A 23,001-nucleotide genomic window follows, 5' to 3' on the forward strand; every position below is an offset into this window, starting at 1 on the left:
TTTTTTAAAATCCAATCGGCTTTAATCCTAGTCCTAATATTTCCGGCATTCCAAATAATAAATTCATATTCTGAACTGCCTGACCAGAAGCACCTTTCAATAAATTATCAATCACTGAAATAATCATCAGTTTACTCCCATGTTTTTCAAGGTACAATACACATTTATTGGTATTTACAACCTGTTTTACATCGGGTACTATATTGGTTATTGAAACGAATGGATGATTTTTATAATATGATTTGTACTTTTCAATGGCTTCCTCAACAGACCAATCACAATCTGTATAAATGGTTGCCATTATTCCTCGACTAAAGTTTCCTCTTACAGGAATAAAATTGATCGATTTATTAAAGTTTGGCTGAAGTTGTAAAACTGTTTCTGTGATTTCAGCCAAATGCTGATGAGTAAATGCTTTGTAAACCGATACATTATTGTTTTTCCAGCTAAAATGTGAAGTGCTTGTTGGATTCTGACCTGCTCCGGTTGATCCGGTAATCGCATTAACATGAACCTCTTCCTTCAATTTATTTTCTTTCGCTAAAGGCAATAATCCCAATTCAATACATGTAGCAAAACATCCTGGATTAGCAATTTTATCCGCACGCTCAATTTTTTCCTTATTTATTTCGGGCAAGCCGTAAACGAATCCATTTCCATTTGTTCTCGGTCTAAAATCAGTACTTAAATCGATAATTTTCACGTTTGCTGGCAAAACATTCTCTTCCAAAAATAATTTTGTTTTCCCATGTCCCGAGCAAATAAATAAAACATCAATTGCCTGAAAATCTGCTTCGGAAAACATCAAGTTAGTTTCGTCTAACAAATCTCGGTGGACATCCGAAATTGGATGTCCCCTATGACTTGTACTCTGAACAAAATTAATATGTGCTTGGGGATGCCAGATCAATATCCGTAATAACTCTCCTGCCGTATAACCTGCTCCACCTATAATTCCTACATTCACCATAATTATTGTTTGTTTACGGTGTAATATATCTTCAATGAATTCGCCAGAATATTGGTAAATCCTTTTGCATCATCAGCAGTCCATCCTTTGCTACTTTCTCCATACTGACCAAATAAATCAGTCATTAAGTCGTTTGGTGAAGTAATTCCCTCCACAAAGAAATGCTTAGGATTTAAATTTAAAATAACTGTTCCAGTCACCTTCTTTTGAGAATCAACCAGAAAAGTTTCCATATTTCTCATTACTGGCTCTAAATATTGAGCCTCGTGCAGTAGCATACCATAGAAATTTGCAATTTGCTCTTTCCAATGCATTTGCCACTTGGTAAGCGTGTGTTTTTCCAGCGTTTGATGAGCTTTTATAATCATCAAGGGTGCAGCAGCTTCAAAAGCGACTCTTCCTTTTGTCCCAATAATTGTATCGCCAATGTGCATATCTCTTCCAATGCCAAATTGAGATCCAATAGCTTCAATTTTTTTAATTGCTTCGAGTGGATGTTTTACTTTTTCGCCATTTACACTTACCAATTCTCCTTTTTCAAAACCAATGATTAGTTTCTCCGATTCCGTTTTAACAACTTGCTTAGGATAAGCCTCTTCTGGTAATGGTTGATCTGATGTTAATGTTTCCTTACCACCAATACTTGTTCCCCAAATTCCAGCATTAATCGAATATTTCATTTTTTCGAAATTGGCTGAAATGCCATTTTCTTTTAGGTAATTGATCTCCGTTTCCCTGCTTAACTCCATATCTCTTGTAGGAGTAATAATTTCGGCATTAGGAGCCATTATTTTAAAGATCAAATCAAATCTTATCTGATCATTACCTGCTCCGGTACTGCCGTGAGCGATATAATCCGCATCAATAGAATGGGCAAATTGAGCGATTGCCATAGCTTGAAAAGCTCTTTCGGAGCTTACAGATAATGGATAAGTATTGTTCTTCAAAACATTTCCCATTATCATGTATTTAATACATTTATCGTAGTATTCTGTGGTAATATCCAGAGAAGCGTGCTGTACAACCCCCAGTTGCTTAGTTCTGTTCTCTATATCAGCCAATTCTGCATCACTAAAGCCTCCTGTATTCCCCAAAACTGTGTACACATCCATGTTTAACTCCTTAGATAAATAAAGTGCACAGTAAGTTGTATCCAAACCTCCGCTATATGCTAATACTACTTTTTTCTTAGTTGATGTCATTATATTGTTTTTTGTAGATTTTTAAAATCTTGTTCATAAATTGATAAAATTGCTTACGTTTCAAAATTATTTTTTCTCCTTTTTATTGGGATCGTAAAGCATACCAGTACACAAACACATTTTTCGATTGGTTCGTTGCAGTATGTCGTAATTCACACAACCGCTACATCCTTTCCAAAATGTATCATCAGTAGTTAGCTCCGAAAAGGTAACTGGTCTATACCCTAATTCTGAATTGATTTTCATTACAGGAAGACTGGTGGTGAGTCCAAATATTTTGGCCTCAGGATAACGTTTTCTGGATAACTCGAATGCCTTAGCTTTAATCATTTTAGCTAAACCTACCGCTCTGTAATCCGGATCGACAATAAGTCCCGAATTAGCAACATACTTGCCGTGTTCCCAGGTTTCTATATAGCAGAAACCTATTACTTTCTCCTGATCAAAGGCAATGATTGCCTTTCCTTCCTGAATTTTTTGTACGATGTACAAAGGTTCTCTTTTTGCAATTCCTGTACCGCGAATTTTCGCTGCACTTTCAATCATATCACAAATTTCTTGGGCATAATCGTAATGCCTCAAACCTGCTATAATGACACTTAACTTTTGCTCAACTTCCATTGATGTATCTATCATTTTATTCTAACTAAGACTAAATTTCCCAAAAAAGTGCTACCGCAGTTAAGCATAACCACCTATTATTTAATTCTACAAAAAAGTCCGCTCTTGCGGTTTGATTGTTGTGCTCTCGAAAACATCGTCTTCGAAAATCTAAGGAGTTGAAAAAATTCATTTTTTTTAATTTTAGTTTATACAAAAAAAGCTTACAGTCCGTGAACAGTAAGCTTATAAATTACGATATTTCAATTACAGAAATAGCAAGCTCATCTGTTCCTCCTGGGTAACAGTTACTGCGCAAATGGCGTCGACTTTGAGTATAGATGATTTGCTTCATTTGTTTCTGTAAAAATTAGTTCAAAAAAAAGGCTTACCGGTAAAAACGGTAAGCCTTTAAATATTGTTGTAAATCACTGATTAAACGACAATAAGACACCAACCGCTTTCCCTAAGGGAGCACTCTGTCTTCGTCGTAGTATGTTGTGAAATAAAATCATTTATTAAATTTTCCTTGTTTGTTAATCAAAAAAAAGGCTTTCCGACAGGGAAAGCTTGGAAAAAATTACACCAATGCTTATACCTTATCGTTGCGATAAAGATCTAATAAAGCGTCGTCGAATAATTTGCATATGTTCCATGCTTCTTTTTATTTGTTGTCTACAAAGATAAATGCAAAAATCAGTAATATCCTAATAAATCAAGTTTTTTTTTCAAGCCCTACTAATTTATAACCTTTGCATAAAAAAAACCATACTCTTTTTACTTCAATACTCTATTAAATTATAGACCTCATTTTATTAATTGAATATTTTCACTGTAAAACCAATGAATACAAGAATCAAATTTAATTTGCAAAACCTTTCTTTTCGTCTAAATAACAAGACGTTATGTATTTTTAACACTTTTAAATTCAATTTTTCACTAACCATTTATAACTTGCGCCGTAGAATTCAATTAAGTATCTAAAATTAAAAGATTTGTAATACCATGGAGTTAAAAAAAATTGTTGGATTTGTGCTGTTGGGTTTAGCTATTATTACTTTCTTCCTCTACTTATCCTTACCTTTTATTCTATCTGGTTCTAGTAAAATTATTTTACTAACAGCATCTGTGTATGTACTGAATAAAGTTTTCTTCTATTCTTCCCTTTATATTTTGGGGAAACAATTCATATTAAAATATGGAAAATACCTTCCTAAATGGATTGAAAAGCGATTACTTAAACTTCTTAAAGTACAAACTGTAGTTGAAAACGCTCAACACAACATAATACCATAAAGCATAGTTATCGATAAAATATTCTTTGGATAATTTATATTCTCATTTTTTCAATTCTCTAATGTATTGAATATCATGCAAACCATTGCAATGATAAATATCATGTTTTTTTTTCTTCTCAAACGTTTTCGCTAACTAGCTTAACAATAATAATTGCTATTTTAGATTTATTTGTATTATATTTGTTGAACGGATTAGACAAGCAAAAAATTAATCACCTCCATCTTTGGGTGTTTCTTAAGTTAAGGCAACGATTGTCGGATTTTTAAAAATCGTTACTAAATGATATAGAATGGGGATTTCTATTCATTTTTTCATGTCCTTAAATTTAAAAGTTAAAATCATTTCCTGGCTTCGCACTAAAAATTGCCTATGCGAAACCTTAGACCAAAACAACAGGGTCTTTACGACCCTCAGAACGAACATGACAATTGTGGGATTGGCTTTGTCGCCAACATTAAAGGAAAAAAATCTTTCGAGATAATTACTCGTGGACTGGAGGTGCTATGCAATATGGAACACCGTGGTGCACGTGGTGCCGATAATGTAAGTGGTGATGGTGCTGGAATTTTAATGCAATTGCCTCACAGTTTCTACAAAAAAATCGGAATTAAACTTCCATTAGCTGGAAAGTATGGTACCGGTTTAATCTTTTTACCAAAAGACGAAACTGAAGAAAAATTCTGTATTGAAGTACTTATCCAAATTCTGGAAGAAGAAGGATTGAAATTTATTCAACTACGGGATGTACCTACTGACACAGATGCCATTGGAGAGATTGCTCGACAATCGGAACCTGTAATCAAACAAATTTTTGTTGGTGGAAATTACGAACAAGATGAGTTAGAACGTCGGCTTTATTTAGCAAGAAAACAAGCTGAAAGCTACATTCGTGCCACTAAGATGAAGGAAAAGGAGATGTTTTACATCCCAAGCCTTTCCTCCAAAGTATTGGTTTATAAAGGAATGTTTGCAAGCGACCAGTTAGGAAAATACTATGGGGATCTTCAAGATGACCGTATGGAAAGTGCTATTGCGATGGTTCACTCCCGTTTTAGCACTAACACGTTTCCTTCGTGGGATTTAGCTCAGCCATTTCGTATTGTCGCTCATAATGGTGAGATTAATACAATTAAAGGTAATCGTTTATGGATGCAAGCTCGTGAATCTCTTCTAAAATCAGAGATGTATGGCGAAGATATCAAAAAACTGTTCCCTGTTGTTGAACCAAACAAGAGTGATTCTGCTTCTTTCGATAATGTTCTTGAATTTTTATTCCTTACCGGGAGAAGCTTGCCACATGCTTTGAGTATGATGGTGCCTGAATCTTGGAATGAAAAAAATCCTATCCCAGATAGTTTAAAAGCATTTTACGAATACCACTCCACCTTTATGGAACCTTGGGATGGACCAGCTTCGCTTGTATTCTCCGATGGAAGATATATTGGAGGAACTTTAGATAGAAACGGTCTGCGCCCTTCTCGTTATGTAATTACTCAAGATGACATGATTGTTATGGGTTCCGAAGTTGGAATTCAACAATTTAAACCCGAAGAGATTAAAGAAAAAGGAAGATTGAGACCTGGTAAATTATTACTTGTTGATACCCAGCTTGGAATTATTATACCAGATCAGGAAGTGAAATCTCAACTGACTTATCGAAATCCATATCAAAACTGGCTGAAGGAGAATCGTTTAGACCTAAAGGCTATTCCCGTTGAAAAACGAGTACCTTCAGATATTGGAGATCATTTTAATATTTGTCAAAAAACATTTAACTATTGTAAAGAAGATTTTGAAAGAGTTCTTCTTCCAATGGCAACGGGTGCACAAGAACCTGTTGGATCAATGGGTAATGATGCGCCAATACCTGTTTTATCACCAAAACCACAGTTATTCTTCAACTACTTTCGACAATTATTTGCTCAAGTAACCAATCCTCCTATCGATTCGATACGTGAAAATTTGGTGATGGATTTAACAAATTATATCGGTGCAGTTCAAAAGAATCTTTTGGATGAAACAGCCCAACATTGTAAGTTAATTCGTTTTAAGAGTCCGCTGATCACAAATACCGATTTAGGAAAAATTAAGAAGCTTAAGCACGAAGAATTCAGACATCAATCCATTGACATGCTGTTTAAGGCATCGGAAAATGGAGCTGGATTAGAGAATGCTTTGGATTCAATTTGTTTGTTAGCGGAAAAAGCTGTTGACGAACAAAAAAACTATATTATTCTTACGGATCGGAATTTATCAGCAACCATGGCTCCTATTCCAGTACTGTTAGCAGTAGCTGCCGTTCATCATCATCTTATTAAAAAAAGAAAGAGGATGCAGATTGGACTTGTTGTGGAAACAGGCGAGGCTCGTGAAGTAAATCATATTGCCTTACTAATTGCATATGGAGCAAGTGTAATTAACCCATACATGAGTTATGCGGTTATTGACAAATTGGTAAAAGACGGAAGAATTAGTCTGGAATACAAAACAGCTCGTAAAAACTATATAAAAGCTGTAGATAAGGGACTACTTAAAGTGATGTCGAAAATGGGAATATCAACCATTGGAAGCTATTTAGGCGCCCAAATTTACGAAGCTCTTGGGGTTAGTAAGGATGTGGTTGACAAATATTTCACAGGCACAATTTCTAGAATTGAAGGAATAGGATTGAAAGAAATTTCAGAAGAAATTTTATGTCATCACAAAAAAGCTTATTCCCCAGAAGATCCTTTCGATAATCAGGATTTGTTGACCAATAATGGGAACATACATTACCGAAAAAATGGAGAACCACATAGCTGGAATCCTGAAACAATAGGATTATTACAATGGTCAACAAGAACAAACAATTACAGTAAGTTTAAAGAATACAGCACTATTGTAAATAAGCAAACCGCTTCGCCAAACTTCTTAAGAGGATTCTTTGAATATAAAAAGAACCCAATTGATATCAGTGAGGTGGAACCAGTGGAAAAAATAATGAAGCGATTTTGTACTGGCGCTATGTCTTATGGTTCTATTTCAAAGGAAGCTCATGAAGCCTTAGCTATTGCCATGAATAAAATAGGTGGTAGAAGTAATACTGGTGAAGGTGGAGAAAGCTCGAAGCGCTTTTATTCAAGTGCTCGAAGTTCCATCAAACAAATTGCATCTGGTCGATTTGGTGTAAATACCGAATACCTTGTAAATGCGGATGAATTACAAATAAAAGTAGCTCAAGGTGCAAAACCAGGAGAAGGTGGTCAATTACCGGGATTTAAAGTAGACAATATTATTGCAAAACTTAGAAATTCTACACCAGGAATTACTTTGATCTCTCCTCCTCCACATCATGATATCTACTCCATAGAAGATTTGGCTCAATTGATTTACGATTTAAAGAATGTAAATCCAACAGCCTGTGTTAGTGTAAAATTAGTTTCAGAAAATGGTGTAGGTACAGTAGCCGCGGGTGTTGCTAAAGCAAATGCAGATCTTATTGTGATTGCAGGTTGCGAAGGTGGAACAGGTGCAAGTCCTTTAAGTTCAATTAAACATACAGGCTTGCCTGTTGAGTTAGGATTAGCTGAAGCGCAACAAACACTTGTAATGAATGACTTACGAGGTCGTATTAAATTACAAACTGATGGACAGTTAAAAACGGGTAGAGATATTATTTCTATGGCTTTATTAGGAGCTGAAGAATTCGGGTTTGCTACAAGTGCCTTAGTTGTACTCGGATGTGTAATGATGCGTAAATGTCATCTTAACACATGTCCAGTCGGTATTGCAACTCAAAATAAAGAGCTAAGAGAAAAATTCCTTGGACGTTCTGAATGGTTGGTAAACTACTTCACATTTTTAGGAGAAGAGTGTCGGGAATTAATGGCTGAATTAGGAATTCGAAAATTTGATGATTTAGTAGGACGTTCTGATTTATTAACCAAACGAAAAGATATCACTAATTGGAAAGCCAAAACCGTTAGCATCGACAATTTAATTCACTTACCAAAAACAGATGGACATACGATCTGTGGGATGAATGCTAAAATTAAATCTATTGGTACAGTTCTTGACCATGAGCTAATTAAACAATCTTCAAAAGCCTTACACGATGGGGAAAAAGTTTGGATCGATCAGAAAATAAACAATACAGACAGAACCACAGGAGCTATGCTTTCGGGTAAAGTTGCCTTAATGAAACCAAAAAAAGTTTTAGAAGAGGATACTATTCATTGCATTTTTAGAGGATCTGCCGGTCAAAGTTTTGGAGCTTTTCTTGAACAAGGAATAACGTTCCGTTTGATTGGGGACTCTAATGATTACTTTGGAAAAGGTTTATCAGGAGGAAAACTGGTTGTATATCCTTCGGAGAAAAGTAAATTTAAACCTGAAGAACAAATAATTATTGGAAACACTGCTCTTTATGGAGCAACTAGCGGGGCAGCCTTTATTAGAGGAATGGCTGGAGAACGTTTTTGTGTTCGTAATTCAGGAAGTATAGCAGTTGTCGAAGGTGTAGGCGATCATGGTTGCGAATATATGACCGGAGGTAGAGTTGTAATTTTAGGGAAAACTGGAAGAAACTTTGCCGCAGGTATGAGTGGTGGAATTGCTTATGTACTTAATATGGAAGGGCGATTAGATTATTTTTGCAATAAGAGTCTTGTTTCCCTCGAGCCAGTTGAAAATATGCAAGATGTTCATGAGCTTCAAGGAATGATCCACGAACATTTGTTATTAACTCAGAGTAGTGTTGCCTCTAAAATACTTACCCATTGGGAAGAATATCTGCCACATTTTGTGAAAGTAATCCCATATGAGTATAAAAAAGTACTTGAGGAGAAAAAACTGAAGAAGATTCACCGGAAATTAAAAGCCGCTCAATCGCAAACAGAAGTTCACGAGTAATTAATTTTAAGGAAAGGAGTAAGTGAAAGATTAATCCTTTCCTTTAATTACCGCACTATTCATTAACAAACAGAACGAATATGGGAAATCCGAAAGGTTTTTTAGAAATAAAAAGAAAAGAAGCCGGTTACCGTCCGGTAAGAGATAGAGTTGGTGATTTTGGAGAAGTGGAACAAACCTTAAATCTGGAGGACAGAATAGATCAAGCTGCCCGATGTATGGATTGTGGTGTTCCCTTTTGTCATTGGGCATGCCCCACCGCCAGCAAAATTCCGGAATGGCAAGATGCCGTTTATCGCGAAAATTGGGAAGAAGCAAGCAAAATATTGCATTCGACAAATAGCTTCCCTGAATTTACTGGAAGAATTTGTCCCGCACCATGCGAAAAATCATGTGTTTTGGCTTTACACAATTCCCCGGTAACCATTCGCGAAAATGAAGCTGCCGTTATTGAAAAGGCTTTTGAATATGGATATATTAAAGCTAGACCTCCAAAAAAGCGTACTGGTAAAAAAGTTGCTGTAATTGGCTCAGGACCAGCTGGATTGTCGGTTGCTGATTTACTAAACAGAGCAGGACACAGCGTAACCGTATTTGAAAAAGATGATGCTATTGGGGGATTGCTTCGATATGGCATCCCTGATTTTAAATTAGATAAGGGTGTTATTGACAGGCGATTAGAACTTTTTATTGAGGAAGGAATAGAATTCAAAACAAATCAGAATGTAGGCGGAGATGTTTCCTTTGCCGAATTGGAAGCTGAATACGATGCCATTTGCCTAGCTATTGGTGCTATGAAGCCTCGCGACTTACCAATTAAAGGTCGTGAACTAGAAGGTGTACATTTTGCAATGGATTTTCTTAAACAACAAAATAAATTAATTCGTGGCGACGAATTTACCAAGCAGGAAAGAATTTCTGCTAAAGGTAAAAGTGTTGTAGTAATTGGTGGCGGTGATACTGGTTCCGATTGTGTTGGTACTTCAATTCGTCAGAAAGCAAAATCTGTTTTACAGATAGAATTACTACCCAAACCACCAGAAGAAAGAATTGAAGAAAATCCTTGGCCTTACTGGCCACAAACACTAAGAACCTCCAGCTCTCACCTTGAAGGCTGTGAAAGAAGATGGTCTCTTGGCTCTAAAGAGCTACTTGGTGAGGATGGAATAGTGAAAAAATTAACTATTTCGCAGGTTGAATGGACTAAAGATGAAAAAGGTCAATTTAAAATGAGTGAAGTTCCAGGAACAGAAGAAACTATTGATGCTGATTTAGTTTTATTAGCAATGGGCTTTGTTCATCCTGTACACGAAGGGTTAGTTAATGAATTAGGTCTTGAATTAGATGGCAGAGGAAATATTAAAACTGATGCCAAAGGACAGACTTCAAATTCAAAAATATTCTGTTCTGGAGATGCTGCATCAGGTGCAAGTTTGGTTGTTCGAGCATTAGATAATGGTCGTAAAACCGCGCTCTCCATACATAAATATTTAAACGCTTAAAACTACAAAATTTAACACTAGACATAGGCAGTTAAGTGGTTAGGACCGATAGTTTAATCTCGACAAAGATGACTATCGGTTCTTTTTGTATCAAAAAATAAGGAATGCCCAAATTGAACATTCCTTATCTCGCTCTTAATAAAATCTAATTCACTTTCGCAATTTACAACCACACAAATTACGAATACTTTCTAGATTTCATTTCTAATTAAAGTTGACTCAAACTTTAAAACAAAATCAACTCAATTTTTTAAATTTAGCTGTCTTTAGAAATAAAGACAGCTAAATACTTTCTTACGGATTAACTGTATTAGCTTGCTCAACTAAAGCACTATTTCCATTACCATTTTGCATTACAACACTTAAGTGTCCTAAACCATCTTGAGTAACTTCTGCTTCATTAAAAGAACCATCTTGTAATATTCCAGAATAGTTATAATCACCAGTTTGAGTAACAATTGCAAAGTTGGCATCACCATTGTACTGTAGAATAACAGATTCGTTAAAATCACCTGATTGATTTACATCAGCACCAGAATTAGTTACATTTTGTTGCAAAATACCAGAATAGTTATGATTGCCTAATTGATTAACTATAGCAAGATTACCTTCGCCACCAAACTGATAAGTTTCGGTATAGTTCATTGTTCCTTCTTGTTCTACAAAAATGGAATTACTAACTCCACCAATTTGTTTAGTATAGGTGTAATTATTATCTCCAATTTGGTAAACTTCGGCCATATTTACTTCGCCACCAATTTGTTTCATCATTACAGTATTCTCATTACCTGCTTGTTCTGAATACATTTCATTACCAGATCCTTTTCTTTGAATTCCTGTAGCCTTATTAAAATCGCCAATTTGCACTAAACCAGCCCAGTTCATCTCCCCTTTAATTTGTTTAATAGAAGCATTATTAACATTACCAACCTGTGCAATACCTGCATAGTTATTGGCTCCTTTTTCTTGTTTAATTTGAGCTAAATTCCAATCTCCTGATTGTCCAACGTATGCTGTATTAAACTCACCTTCATTTTGATTAACAACAGCTGTATTGAAATTATTAAACTGCTCAACTTCAATATCGTTGAAAAAACCACCAATTTGATTTGTGAAAGCCCAGTTAGCATTACCTTCTTGTGTAACGTAAGAAGAATTAACAATTCCATCAACTTGATAAACATCGGCTAAATTGAACATTCCTGTTTGAACAATACCAGCCCAATTACTCTCATTACCATATTGACGAATTCTTGCTTGATTTGCATAACCATCTTGAATAATACCTGCAAAATCACGATAACCGTCAGCTTGATCTACTTTAGCCCAGTTATAGTCACCATATTGATTAATTAATGCATTCGACCAGAAATTATCTTCCTGATTAACATACGATAAGTTAAACCAACCATCTTGAAGTACATTTGCAATATCCCAAACGCTGGATTGATTTACATATGACTCATTAAAAAATCCATATTGCTCTACATATGCCTCAACCCATTCACTAAACGTTTGATTAATTTCTGAATAGTTCATTCCCCACTGATATACACCAGCAATATTGTCAACACCTATAAATTGATTAACAACAGAAGTATTAAAACCATATTGCTCCACACTAGCTGAGTTATTAACTGTCCAAAACTGATTAATAGTGGAATGATTACCCATTGTTTGAGTTACATCAGCACTATTATCATTTCCCCACTGAAAAATAGTAGAATAATTAGTCCCCATTTGGTTCACCATTGCTGAATTAGCACTTCCCCATGTTGTAATGAATGACTGATTAAGCATTCCTGATTGAGTAACACCAGCAGTATTATCATTTCCAATCTGTGCTACATCACTCATATTTAAAAGACCGACTTGCTCAACAGTGGCACCATTATCGGTACCTGTTTGATCAACATTTGATTGGTTGACCTGAGCTAAAGATACACTTGTAGTAAGAACTACAGCCGTAATAATTAACATTAATTTTTTCATTGTAGAATTTTTTAAGGTTTAAATGAATATTTCGATGAAGTTTTTCTTAGTTGAATTTTTATGGTTGTAGTTTAAAAAGATTCAAAACTTCATCCGGTTTAAATAGTTTATTTTTATTAAAATTTAATTTTGAAGTTGGAAAATGTACTTTTGTTTCGAAAACTGATATCCCTTCTTTTCTAAATCAATTTTTCTTCTGAAAAGGATGTTTTGAATAAAAAGGGATCGTCTGAAACTGAAGTGATATATTTAATTTAGGATTTAAATTACCTATTAGAAGTGAAGATATCATCCAAAGGCATGCTTGCATACCTAAATGAAAAAATCTTAATAATTTCAATGCGTAATTCACAATTATATTTTAAAATTTAATTTACAATGTTAAATAAAAATAACAACTTCCTACTGATACTGGAATAAATAGAAAATTCAACATGTTTAAAGCATAATTAAATATCAGCTCTCTTTTTAATCAACAAAATAAATTTACGGAAGTGTAAGTGGGTAACCTAGATTATTTACATTAAAACACATTATTAAATGACTAATCTGCAGTTTCGTAGGATTAAAATTAAACGACAGCCTAAAAACTGCTTGAATTTTTAATTTAAATTAAACAAAAAGCAGTAATTGTTGCTTTTGGAGATTAAATTCATCTATTTTTCTTTTTAATTAAATTCAAATTATACACCTAATAAAAGTAGCATAAGCACACAAAAAAATATAATTTATTAGTAAATCTAAAATCCAGTGATAACTTTAACTTTTCTGAAATTTAAATATGAGTAAACGTGAACTAAAAGAATACCTTCAACCATTAAATAAGAAACAGCTTCAAGAACAAATTCTTGATCTTTATACCAGATTTAAAGAAGTAAAGGAGTTTTACGATTTTGCATTTAATCCGCAAGAAAATAAACTCTTGGAAGACTGTAAATTTAAAATCTCGAAGGAATATTTTCCTTTATCAGGCCGTAGAGCCAAAATGAGGCGTTCTGTTGCTCAGAACTTTATTCGTCATTTTAAAAAACTTGGCGTAGAACCTGGTCTTATTGCAGATGTGATGCTATACCATATTGAAATAGCTCTTACCTATACGTCCGAAAAATATATCCATAAAGAAGCATTTTACAAGAGTATGCTTAAATCTTTTACTGAAGCAATAACTTATCTGGATCAAAATGGCATCAGAAAAGACTTTACCTCTCGGTTAACAGGCATTGTTACCGATGTAGAAACACAAAATTGGGTTGGCTGGAGAAGCTTTGAAAATCAACTAAAAAACACATTACAGTAACTCTTTCATTACCTCTTGCACGGAACGTTCTCTTTGGACCGCCTTGATACTTGGGCCAGCACACCAAACATTTTTATAGCTTACTCTAAATGCAGCCTTTTTTATCTTGCTCATTCCTTGCCAAGCAAGAATTAATTTTGCATATTTTTTTAAAATGGAACTATGATTAATGAGGTATTCCCAAAAATTTGCTTTTGTTCCTATTTTCTGTACATATTTGGTATTAATTACGGTAAGAGGAGAACCAGTTAACTTGGTTGATGTTACTATGTCTTTTGAATTGTATTGAATCATGGCCTGCTTATACTCCTGGGATACATCTGATTCGTGGGTAGCAATAAAAATGGTTCCAACTGCTACGCCAGCAGCACCCCACTCCATCATTTGCGTCACATCCTTTTTAGAAGTAACTCCTCCTGCCGCAATAATTGGTAATGATATAGATTGAATCAACTGGTGCATCAATTCTTTTGCAGACAAATTACCACAATGTCCGCCAGCCTGTGAATTAACTGCAATAATAGCATCTGCTCCCAGCTCCTCTACTTTTTTGGCATAAACAACATCTATAACATCACAAAAAACCTTTATCCCAAGAGGTTTGCAGGCTACAATAACATCTTTAGGATTTCCTAAGGAGGTAATTATAAAATCCACTTTTAATTCAATCAATGTCTTTAATTGAGATGCTAATTTTGGATTGGATTTATTTACAATTAAATTGACTCCAAAAGGTTTAGAACTTGCGTGACGGATTTTCACTATAGCCTCACGTAATTCCTTATTTGTTCGGTAATTTAGAGCTGGAATTGCAGCAGTGCAACCACATTGTAATGCAGCAATTACCATTTTGGAATTACTTACTAAAAACATAGGTGCGAGCAATATTGAATGCTCTATTCCTAGAATTTGGCTCAGACTAAATTTTTTCTTCATAATAAAAGGATTGATATTAAGAAGGTACAAAGAAAATCGAGAATTTATAAGTGGAGATTAGTATAAAAAAAGAGACTAATACTTTCGTATCAGTCTCTTTGTGCGGATGAAGGGACTCGAACCCCCACGCCTCTCGGCACTAGATCCTAAGTCTAGCGCGGCTACCAATTACGCCACATCCGCGTTTCTGTTGATTGCGATGCAAAGATGGGGATTTTTTCTTATCCTCCAAATGTTTTTGCTAGAAAAAAAACACTACAACTCTTTAATAATAGGCATTACAGCACTAAACGCTCTGAATTACAAGCTCATCGCATTATAAAAAAAATAAAAAAATTTATGAATACTTCATCCGTAAAAATAAAAAAGAAAGCCGAAACAATTGTTTCGGCCTTTGAAAAATGAATTTAGTAAGGAAAAACATCTATTTCTCGACTTTTGAACTCACCATTTTCAAAATAATAAATCCAAGTAATCCTGACATAACTGATGCTACTAGTACTGCAATTTTTGCTTGATTTAAAATTAAGGGATCAGAAAAAGCAAGTTGCGAGACAAAAAATGACATCGTAAAACCAATTCCTCCCAGAAAACCAATTCCAATAATTTGCGACCAACAAATTTTCTTAGGTTTTTGAGCAAAACCCATTTTCACACCCAAATAAGAAAATAGAAAGATCCCAATTGGTTTTCCTAAAAACAATCCTAAAATTACCCCTAGAGAAATAGGATTTAGAATATTACTTATTACATCCCCTCCTAGAATTACTCCTGCATTTGAGAATGCAAATAAAGGGACTATAAAATAGGCAACCCAAGGGTGGAAAAAATGTTCTAATCGCTCTAAAGGAGATATTACTTCGATACAATTCCCTTCTACTGCAGTAATTGAAGATTGTATTTTTTTCTCTTTTAATTTTTTATCTTTTAAAAGTGTTGTTCCTAATTCTTTCAATAATACTGTATTCGATCGAATAAATTCGCTAACATTTCGATTTGCGTGTGCAGGAATTGTAAATGCTAGTAAAATACCCGCAAGAGTAGCATGCACCCCCGATTTAAGTAGGGTAAACCAAAGCAATACACCAAAAAACAGGAATATTGGTAGTTTTCTAACTTTCAGCAAATTAAGCCCCCATAGTATAGCATATATTCCTCCTCCATAAAGAAGGTAAATCCAATCTATTTGGTTTGTATAATACAAAGCAATAACAATTACTGCGCCTATATCATCAACAATTGCAATAGAGGTTAATAAAAGTTTAAGCGATGTAGGAATTCTTTTTCCTAAAAGAAGCAATATTCCTAAGGCAAAAGCAATATCTGTTGCCATTGGAACACCCCATCCATGTGTTCCTGATCCTGATAAATTAAAAGCAATATAGATTAATGCAGGCACTACCATACCTCCAATAGCACCAAAAATTGGTAAGCTAGCCTTTTTAATTGATGACAAACCACCAGTAAGTACTTCACGTTTAATTTCTAAGCCTACTACAAAGAAGAAAATTGCCATTAAGCCATCGTTAATCCAATGTATTAAAGTTTTACTTAGCTCCCACTCTCCGAAATGGATTCCAAAATGCTGTTTCCAATAAGCTAAAAAGGATTCTCCAAACATAGAATTAGTTAATACCATTGCTAAAATGGTAAAAAACATCAGCACTATTCCTCCGAATGCTTCCATTCGCATAAACTCGACAAGAGGATCTTTAATTCGATCAAATATTTTTTTTTCTTTCAAAAATTGTATCATCATTTTATTTTTATTCTCACTTAGTATCCACTCTTTTTGTAGAGTTTATTAAACTGACACCTTGCTTCTAATTTAATTTAAATTTTCTGGAAATAATTTTCATTTTTTTTCTCAATTCATAAGTTTAAAACTATTTAATTTTAATTGAAAATCAAAACTAAAAAGAGAAAGGAAAAGAGCTTACTTCCCACATTTACTAATAGAACAAGAAGTCTTTTTTACAGATAGTCTCCACATCTTTACCTAATTTGAGTTTATAATTCGGCTTTATGAATTCATCAGGTTTAAATCCCTAAAATTTACGTAGGAGTCTTACTATTAAATAACTCAAATCAATAAAGAGTCCATAAAATAATGATCTATTTGTATCGGTAAACTAAAACTAAGTGCAAAGTAAAAATCCTTTTCTAAATTAACCACCCTTTTACCTTACAATTGAATTTTTTGATACATTTGCGTATAGAATTTTGATTCATGAAAAATCCAACTGTTTTATTGGTTCTCTTATCGATACTATTTCTTGTGATACCAATCATACAACAGATGATTGTAGTAAAGCAGGAAAATAAGCATGCATTGGTTGCTGACCTTCTGCCAGAAACAGATGAAGCTGCCTCGGAATACCATGATAGTGAAGCTTCAGATTTGGATTTGTTCTCTATTAATAGAATTAAATTTTTCGCTTTCAAGGCTAATACTTATAGCAAATTAAGCTTTAATCTAAGTAGTTGCGACAAAGGAAAACTGGAATCACCACCTCCGCAATCTTAAATTTTACTTCCATATTAATTTGTTGTTATTGCAATGTTCACTCTTGATTAAGAATTAAGGAATTGTATAAACACTTCAAATTCATAGCAATGAATAAGATATCTTTAGATTGAAAAAAAAACAGTCATACCAAGATATTTTAAGGCATACATTTTATTGTATTTCTCTGATAACCCAACCAGTACTATAATTAATGAAATCAAATATTGTGCGAAAAAATCGCAAACCAAAAATTCAACTTCTTCACCAATATTATTCCTACACAGGCTTTTACCAATTTATTGGATCGAGCTTAAAGAAGGTTGCAATTCCATTTGCTGTTCTGGTTGGTCTTGTTCTTTTTATAGAATACTATGTGGTGGATTTTCATAGTTTATTTCATGAAATCACTAAAGATTATTCGCCAATTAGCGTATTCACGATTTTTTTTACTTCAGAATCGCTATTAGGTTTAATTCCTCCCGAATTATTTATTGCATGGGTAAAAACACTATCCAATCCGGGACTTAATCTTTTCCTACTGGCTATGCTTTCGTATTTGGGAGGTTGTGTATCCTATTTTATCGGGAAAACAGTGCTCAGCATTCCAGTTGTAAAAAAAACAGTAGAAAACAAAATGCAAAAGCATATCACTAACCTAAAAAAATGGGGTGGTCTGTTAATTGTTGTTGGTGCCTTATTACCACTACCATTCTCTATGGTGAGCATGGCTTCTGGAATCATTAATTTTAGCTTTAAAAAATATCTTTTATACGGATTGTTCCGTTTTTTACGTTTTTACTTATTCGCTCTGGCAATTTTTAATATTATGAATTAATATGCTTCACTAAGTACAAAATGCTCTAAGCAAAACAAAAAAGTTCGATACATAAAGCATCGAACTTTTACCATATATCATTGATATAGATTCAATTACAGGTCAATGTATTCTAATACAAAAACCCCAAAACAATCATGATCGTCGTAACTATGCCCTACAATCTGATTGTTTGCATTCAAGATTCCTTCCCAAGTATCCAAATGATATTCAAACTGAGTTTCTACATCTAAAAGCTCTACCGAAGTTCCAGTAATCGTAAGATGTACCCCATCAAAAGTCCCTTCTACTTCCTGTTGAACTCTAAATGGAATTTCATCGTCAATTCTCTCGGTATACACTACCTTTCCTTTTATGATCTCACCTTCTTGAGTAAATTCTGCAAAACCTTCATCTTTGCCAAAACCAAAATCTTCATTAAATGTCCAGCGACCAGTAATATTTTTCATTCTCCTACTTTTAATTCTGAATTCACATCAAAAATAGAAAACAATTTCTAGTTTAAACTAAAATCAATCTCAAGTTTTGCATCACTCGGAAACTGATTATTCAATTGACGAATACACAATCTTTTTAGATCGCTCAACTCCCCTGCATGCAGAATATAATTACAAGCTCCACCATTTATAGGAATAATTATTTTTCTATGATATGGGGAGTGAGCATTTTTTTGCACGACCTTTTCTATATCCAATTCGTGAATGTATTCAGCAAACTGTTGATACTTTTCTTCACTTGGAAAATTAATATTTATATTATTAAATTCGAGATGAATTAATTTGCAGGAATCACATCTAAACAGTGATCCATTAGAGATTCTATTATATATCATAGTCAAAAGTATTTCTTAAGTTCCATTACAAATTTATAATCTCTGTTTGATGAAATCAATACCTAGAAATAATGATTTTTCAATAAATCTAAATTGGGAATAGGTGTAATTTTTTGAAAAGCAATCACGAATTACCCAAAAATCGTTATTCTCTTTTATCTTTGTGTTTCATTATTACAATTGCATTACTATGATAGATCAAACTACTATATGCGCAATTTCGACTGCCCCAGGGAATGGAGCAATTGCGATTGTGCGCCTTTCGGGAGCTGATGCTCTTACAATTTGCGATGAAGTATTTACCGCAGCAAGTTCAAAAAAAATTAGTGAGCAAAAGGCGAACACAGTTCACTTTGGAACCATTCAAGATGGCAATGAAATTATCGACGAGGTTCTGGTAAGTATTTTTAGAGCTCCTCACTCCTATACCGGCGAAAATAGCATCGAAATTGCTTGTCATGGTGCACCTTTTATTCAATATCGCATCCTTCAGGTTTTACTAAAAAACGGAGCGAGAAGCGCCAAGCCTGGAGAGTATACGCAACGTGCTTTTTTAAATGGGAAGATGGACCTTTCTCAAGCAGAGGCTGTCGCCGATTTAATTGCATCTAGTTCGGCAGCTGCACACAAAGTTGCGTTGCAACAAATGCGTGGTGGGTTTTCGAATGAAATTGCCAATTTACGCGGTCGATTATTGAATTTTATATCCCTAATTGAATTGGAACTTGATTTTGGAGAAGAAGATGTTGAATTTGCAGATCGAACTCAGTTGACTAATTTGGTAAACGAAATACAAAGCTTAATTCAGAAATTAACCAACTCTTTTGAGTTAGGGAATGTTATTAAGAACGGGGTTCCTGTTGCTATTGTAGGAAATACAAATGTGGGAAAATCGACTCTGTTAAATGCACTTTTAAACGAAGATAGAGCTATAGTTTCTGATATTGCAGGAACAACACGCGATGTAATTGAGGATACAATTAACCTTGGCGGAATTACCTTCCGTTTTATTGATACTGCCGGAATTAGAACAACTCTTGATCGTATTGAAAGCATGGGAATTGAACGCACTTACAGCAAGATGAAACAGGCTCAAATTGTTCTGCTATTGATAAATGCCGACCGTGACATTGAAGCCATAAATGATTCTATTCTAAAAGTAAATCAAACGATCGATCGTGATACTCAACAATTAATTGTTTGTATTAATAAAATTGATCTAATTCCTGATCCACAGGATGTCGCAAAGCATTTAGTTGGATTAAAAACCGAAGACAAAATCATTTTGATCTCGGCCAAACAAAAACAAAATATAGATACTCTAACTAACGAACTTTTAAAAACCGTTAATATGGGTAAAATTAATGAGCAAGATGTAATTGTAACCAATATTCGCCATTTTGAAGCTCTTAAAAATGCCTTAGGTAGTATAGACAGAGTAAATAACGGATTGGAAAATCAAATTCCAACCGATTTTCTTGCTCAGGATATTCGCGAATGTCTTCATTTCCTTGGAGAGATAACTGGGGACATATCTACTGACGAGGTTCTAGGGAATATCTTTAAGAATTTTTGCATCGGAAAGTAGTTATCCTTCTCTTATTTGCTAACTGCCTACTATTGTTAGGTTTATAGGTTCACTTTCTTCTCTTATTTGTTGCCCAATTGCATTTTATTGCTTATTTTTGTTGCCCAGTTGTTGCTCAAACAACAAATTTGTTGCCCAAAGGCACAAATTAGTAGGTACTGGTGAAATGATGCACCAATCAGCACCACCGAGCAATATCAGGCACTAATAAGCACCAAATGAGTAGTAACATTAAAATTCCGAAATTCTGTCAATATTGTGGTCAGGCATTTGTTGCCCAAACCACTACAACACGGTATTGCTCAAAAACTTGTAATTCCCGACACTACAAGCAAATCAAGAGAGAGGAAAAAGTACAGGCTACTCTAAAGGAGCAAATCAAATCCGTTACTTCTGCAAATTCCGAAAACTTGCAAAGTCTGCAAAGTCTGCCAATTCAAACAGGCAATTTTATCAATCTTAGAGATAAGGAGTTTTTAAGCGTTCAAGAAGCTGCCATTTTATTAGGTGCAAGCAGATGGACAATTCAACGAATGATTCAAAGAGAAGACATAAAAGCAGGTAAGCTGGGCAGAAGAACCATTATACCACGTTCCGAAATTGATAATCTTTTTAACTGATGAGCAATGAAAATAACATTAAGACAACGCAAAAAGGGTAACAAGATTACCCTCTACCTTGACTACTACGACCAAGGCAAGCGAGAGTATGAGCATTTAGGTTTATACCTCACACCCGAACCCGACAAAGGAAGTTTAACCAAAGCCCAAAAGGACGAGAACAAAAAAATCCTTGAATTGGCAGAGAGCATCCGAAGTAAAAGACATTTAGAAGTTCAAAACAGTATTTACGGTTTCCGAGATAAAGAGAAATTGAAAGGCAGTTTCTTTGAATTTTTTGATGCACTTACCGAAAAGAAAAAAGCAAGCTTAGGCAATTATGGCAATTGGAATGCAGTCCGTATTCTGATAAAAGCCTACAATCCTAAAGATGTAACCTTTGAGCGATTGGATAAAGATTGGGTTGAAGGGTTCAAAGATTACCTGGACTATGAAACCAAAACAAAAACAGGTGACGGCATTTCACTAAATACCAAGTACAGCTATTTCAACAAATTAAGAGCTGCACTCAAACAAGCATTAAAAGAAGGTCTAATCAAATTCAATCCTGCGGAGCAAGTAGAACCATTCCAACAGGATGATGTAGAACGTGAATTTTTAACCCTTGAAGAATTACAAAAATTAGCCAACACCCATTGCCGAAATGAAACGCTAAAGCGGATGTTCATTTTTTCTTGTCTAACTGGTTTAAGATGGTCAGACATTGAGAAACTTAAATGGTCAGAAATTCAGCACTCAGAAAATTTAGGCTACTTCATTCGTTTTCGTCAGCAAAAAACCAACGGAGCAGAAACCTTACCTATTGCAGAAGAAGCAAGAGAATTGTTAGGCGAACAGAAAGAGCCAAAAGAAAAGGTTTTTACAGGGCTTAAATATGGCAACTGGAACAAAACCTACTTAAAGGATTGGTTAATTGATGCAGGCATCAATAAGCACATCACATTCCACTGTGCTCGTCATACTTACGCTACGCTTCAGTTGACTTTAGGCACAGACATTTACACCGTTTCAAAATTATTAGGGCATAAAAACCTTTCTACTACCGAGATATACGCAAAGGTTATCAACGAGAAAAAGGTGGAAGCTGCCAACAAAATCAAAATCAAATTATAAGTATGGAAGCACCGCAAATATTTTTAGTAGAAGAACTTGAATTGAGAATTTCAATTGAAGCTGTTGAGTACAAACATAAGTTTGACAACTTTTGGGAGCAATACAAATTCGACCCTGATTATTTCAACCGATTTATGGAAGGTCCTTTATTGAGTGAATTTGTTCAAACCATTTACAAAAGAACCCAACACCTCAACAACAATGAAATCAATAAATACCTTACGGTATCATTGAGCCAGTTTAAAACCCATAGTCCAAAGCTACGCTTTGAAGCTATGAAAGAACAGTATTATAGAGATTACTGGTATCCTAATGTTGAACCAGATCATTACTCTAAAATGTCAGAGTATGAAAACAAGTATTTCGGTCACGTTTTCAAATGGTATGAGAAACATTTCCACTTATTTCAAGAAGCCACAGAACAAGCCCTGCAAGACTTCAAAAAAGGCTATTTAGGTTCATTTGCCGACTTCTCTATTCAAGCCCAGCAAGAGCCTAAAGCAAAGCTAAAAACTAATCTAACAGTTAAAGAAATAGCTTATTTATTCAGAGTATTAAATGATGAAGGTATCATTGATGCTAAACACAAAACCGACATTTTCAATTTCATTGCCGAGAGCTTTTCATCCAAGCAAAAAGAAGATGTTAGTGTCAACTCAATCAAGAACGCTTTTGATACTCCAGACTTCAACGCAATGGATTTTTGGTTTGAAAAATTTATCAGATTAAGAGACAATGTAAAAAAAGATAAACAAAAATAAACAAGATAAGTAACTGATAACAAATACAATAACATAAGGTTGTACAACCCTATGC

Annotated in this window: 18 protein-coding genes and 1 tRNA gene; 10 read left to right on the forward strand and 9 right to left on the reverse strand. The window is 34.5% G+C overall.

All coding sequences use genetic code 11. The annotated features are described in order from the left end of the window. Positions 1-4: 4 nt before the first annotated feature. From argC to BZG02_RS06915, 3 genes are all read right to left on the reverse strand, one after another. On the reverse strand, positions 5-970 hold the full coding sequence (gene argC, locus BZG02_RS06905; protein ID WP_101260693.1) for an N-acetyl-gamma-glutamyl-phosphate reductase: 966 nt from the start codon (positions 968-970) through the stop codon (positions 5-7). A gap of 2 nt (positions 971-972) precedes the next feature. Beyond that, on the reverse strand, positions 973-2,172 hold the full coding sequence (locus BZG02_RS06910; RefSeq protein ID WP_101260694.1) for an argininosuccinate synthase: 1,200 nt from the start codon (positions 2,170-2,172) through the stop codon (positions 973-975). Between the two features lie 66 nt (positions 2,173-2,238). Continuing rightward, a complete protein-coding gene (locus BZG02_RS06915) occupies positions 2,239-2,808 on the reverse strand; it encodes a GNAT family N-acetyltransferase (RefSeq protein WP_245868063.1) in 570 nt (189 codons plus the stop codon). Positions 2,809-3,777: 969 nt separating this feature from the next. Here BZG02_RS06915 and BZG02_RS06920 point away from each other — a divergent pair. The 3 genes from BZG02_RS06920 (at position 3,778) to BZG02_RS06930 (ending at position 10,463) form a co-directional block, all read left to right on the forward strand. Next, the gene (locus BZG02_RS06920; RefSeq protein ID WP_101260696.1) at positions 3,778-4,068 is read left to right on the forward strand and encodes a hypothetical protein; all 291 of its coding nucleotides are present in this window, start codon (positions 3,778-3,780) and stop codon (positions 4,066-4,068) included. 372 nt (positions 4,069-4,440) lie between these two features. Beyond that, positions 4,441-8,961: a glutamate synthase large subunit gene (gene gltB / locus BZG02_RS06925; protein WP_101260697.1), complete on the forward strand. Its 4,521-nt coding sequence runs from the start codon at positions 4,441-4,443 to the stop codon at positions 8,959-8,961. An 80-nt stretch (positions 8,962-9,041) separates the two neighbouring features. Then, positions 9,042-10,463 (forward strand): glutamate synthase subunit beta, encoded by a 1,422-nt coding sequence (locus BZG02_RS06930; RefSeq protein WP_101260698.1) that lies wholly within the window; start codon positions 9,042-9,044, stop codon positions 10,461-10,463. A gap of 294 nt (positions 10,464-10,757) precedes the next feature. Here the strand turns inward: BZG02_RS06930 and BZG02_RS06935 are convergent, their stop codons facing one another. Then, positions 10,758-12,455, reverse strand: a complete 1,698-nt coding sequence (locus BZG02_RS06935; RefSeq protein ID WP_101260699.1) for a hypothetical protein — start codon at positions 12,453-12,455, stop codon at positions 10,758-10,760. Positions 12,456-13,236: 781 nt separating this feature from the next. On the opposite strand from BZG02_RS06935, the gene BZG02_RS06940 reads away from it, so the two are divergent. Continuing rightward, positions 13,237-13,752 carry a DUF6155 family protein gene (locus tag BZG02_RS06940; protein ID WP_101260700.1) on the forward strand — a complete coding sequence of 172 codons (516 nt, stop codon included), beginning with the start codon at positions 13,237-13,239 and terminating at the stop codon, positions 13,750-13,752. Here BZG02_RS06940 and BZG02_RS06945 read toward each other — a convergent pair. From BZG02_RS06945 to nhaA, 3 genes are all read right to left on the reverse strand, one after another. After that, positions 13,744-14,688 (reverse strand): NAD(P)H-dependent flavin oxidoreductase, encoded by a 945-nt coding sequence (locus tag BZG02_RS06945; protein ID WP_101260701.1) that lies wholly within the window; start codon positions 14,686-14,688, stop codon positions 13,744-13,746. The two genes, BZG02_RS06940 and BZG02_RS06945, sit on opposite strands and share 9 nt — an antisense overlap. Positions 14,689-14,789: 101 nt before the next feature. After that, a tRNA-Leu gene (locus BZG02_RS06950) sits at positions 14,790-14,871 on the reverse strand. A gap of 241 nt (positions 14,872-15,112) precedes the next feature. Beyond that, on the reverse strand, positions 15,113-16,447 hold the full coding sequence (gene nhaA, locus BZG02_RS06960; RefSeq protein WP_101260703.1) for a Na+/H+ antiporter NhaA: 1,335 nt from the start codon (positions 16,445-16,447) through the stop codon (positions 15,113-15,115). A 471-nt stretch (positions 16,448-16,918) separates the two neighbouring features. Between nhaA and BZG02_RS06965 the strand changes: the two genes are divergently transcribed. Beyond that, the gene (locus BZG02_RS06965) at positions 16,919-17,215 is read left to right on the forward strand and encodes a hypothetical protein (RefSeq protein ID WP_143470429.1); all 297 of its coding nucleotides are present in this window, start codon (positions 16,919-16,921) and stop codon (positions 17,213-17,215) included. 193 nt (positions 17,216-17,408) lie between these two features. Then, on the forward strand, positions 17,409-18,032 hold the full coding sequence (locus BZG02_RS06970; protein ID WP_101260705.1) for a YqaA family protein: 624 nt from the start codon (positions 17,409-17,411) through the stop codon (positions 18,030-18,032). Positions 18,033-18,127: 95 nt separating this feature from the next. Here BZG02_RS06970 and BZG02_RS06975 read toward each other — a convergent pair whose 3' ends face one another. Next, a complete protein-coding gene (locus BZG02_RS06975; protein WP_101260706.1) occupies positions 18,128-18,481 on the reverse strand; it encodes a hypothetical protein in 354 nt (117 codons plus the stop codon). 47 nt (positions 18,482-18,528) lie between these two features. Continuing rightward, positions 18,529-18,864: a DUF6686 family protein gene (locus BZG02_RS06980; protein ID WP_101260707.1), complete on the reverse strand. Its 336-nt coding sequence runs from the start codon at positions 18,862-18,864 to the stop codon at positions 18,529-18,531. Between the two features lie 190 nt (positions 18,865-19,054). Between BZG02_RS06980 and mnmE the strand changes: the two genes are divergently transcribed. From mnmE to BZG02_RS07000, 4 genes are all read left to right on the forward strand, one after another. After that, the gene (gene mnmE / locus BZG02_RS06985) at positions 19,055-20,452 is read left to right on the forward strand and encodes a tRNA uridine-5-carboxymethylaminomethyl(34) synthesis GTPase MnmE (protein ID WP_101260708.1); all 1,398 of its coding nucleotides are present in this window, start codon (positions 19,055-19,057) and stop codon (positions 20,450-20,452) included. Positions 20,453-20,670: 218 nt separating this feature from the next. Next, positions 20,671-21,072 (forward strand): helix-turn-helix domain-containing protein, encoded by a 402-nt coding sequence (locus BZG02_RS06990; protein WP_101260709.1) that lies wholly within the window; start codon positions 20,671-20,673, stop codon positions 21,070-21,072. 6 nt (positions 21,073-21,078) lie between these two features. Beyond that, positions 21,079-22,185, forward strand: a complete 1,107-nt coding sequence (locus tag BZG02_RS06995) for a site-specific integrase (RefSeq protein ID WP_101260710.1) — start codon at positions 21,079-21,081, stop codon at positions 22,183-22,185. 2 nt (positions 22,186-22,187) lie between these two features. Beyond that, positions 22,188-22,946 carry a hypothetical protein gene (locus BZG02_RS07000; RefSeq protein ID WP_101260711.1) on the forward strand — a complete coding sequence of 253 codons (759 nt, stop codon included), beginning with the start codon at positions 22,188-22,190 and terminating at the stop codon, positions 22,944-22,946. Positions 22,947-23,001: the final 55 nt, after the last annotated feature.

The sequence above is a fragment of the Labilibaculum filiforme genome, assembly GCF_002843315.1.
Classification (GTDB): domain Bacteria; phylum Bacteroidota; class Bacteroidia; order Bacteroidales; family Marinifilaceae; genus Labilibaculum; species Labilibaculum filiforme.

Excerpts from the sequence above, each read along its gene's own strand:
- argC (WP_101260693.1), bottom strand. The coding sequence starts at position 970 with ATGGTGAATGTAGGAATTATAGGTGGAGCAGGTTATACGGCAGGAGAG.
- BZG02_RS06910 (WP_101260694.1), bottom strand. The coding sequence starts at position 2,172 with ATGACATCAACTAAGAAAAAAGTAGTATTAGCATATAGCGGAGGTTTG.
- BZG02_RS06915 (WP_245868063.1), bottom strand. The coding sequence starts at position 2,808 with ATGATAGATACATCAATGGAAGTTGAGCAAAAGTTAAGTGTCATTATA.
- BZG02_RS06920 (WP_101260696.1), top strand. The coding sequence starts at position 3,778 with ATGGAGTTAAAAAAAATTGTTGGATTTGTGCTGTTGGGTTTAGCTATT.
- gltB (WP_101260697.1), top strand. The coding sequence starts at position 4,441 with ATGCGAAACCTTAGACCAAAACAACAGGGTCTTTACGACCCTCAGAAC.
- BZG02_RS06930 (WP_101260698.1), top strand. The coding sequence starts at position 9,042 with ATGGGAAATCCGAAAGGTTTTTTAGAAATAAAAAGAAAAGAAGCCGGT.
- BZG02_RS06935 (WP_101260699.1), bottom strand. The coding sequence starts at position 12,455 with ATGAAAAAATTAATGTTAATTATTACGGCTGTAGTTCTTACTACAAGT.
- BZG02_RS06940 (WP_101260700.1), top strand. The coding sequence starts at position 13,237 with ATGAGTAAACGTGAACTAAAAGAATACCTTCAACCATTAAATAAGAAA.
- BZG02_RS06945 (WP_101260701.1), bottom strand. The coding sequence starts at position 14,688 with ATGAAGAAAAAATTTAGTCTGAGCCAAATTCTAGGAATAGAGCATTCA.
- nhaA (WP_101260703.1), bottom strand. The coding sequence starts at position 16,447 with ATGATGATACAATTTTTGAAAGAAAAAAAAATATTTGATCGAATTAAA.
- BZG02_RS06965 (WP_143470429.1), top strand. The coding sequence starts at position 16,919 with ATGAAAAATCCAACTGTTTTATTGGTTCTCTTATCGATACTATTTCTT.
- BZG02_RS06970 (WP_101260705.1), top strand. The coding sequence starts at position 17,409 with ATGAAATCAAATATTGTGCGAAAAAATCGCAAACCAAAAATTCAACTT.
- BZG02_RS06975 (WP_101260706.1), bottom strand. The coding sequence starts at position 18,481 with ATGAAAAATATTACTGGTCGCTGGACATTTAATGAAGATTTTGGTTTT.
- BZG02_RS06980 (WP_101260707.1), bottom strand. The coding sequence starts at position 18,864 with ATGATATATAATAGAATCTCTAATGGATCACTGTTTAGATGTGATTCC.
- mnmE (WP_101260708.1), top strand. The coding sequence starts at position 19,055 with ATGATAGATCAAACTACTATATGCGCAATTTCGACTGCCCCAGGGAAT.
- BZG02_RS06990 (WP_101260709.1), top strand. The coding sequence starts at position 20,671 with ATGAGTAGTAACATTAAAATTCCGAAATTCTGTCAATATTGTGGTCAG.
- BZG02_RS06995 (WP_101260710.1), top strand. The coding sequence starts at position 21,079 with ATGAAAATAACATTAAGACAACGCAAAAAGGGTAACAAGATTACCCTC.
- BZG02_RS07000 (WP_101260711.1), top strand. The coding sequence starts at position 22,188 with ATGGAAGCACCGCAAATATTTTTAGTAGAAGAACTTGAATTGAGAATT.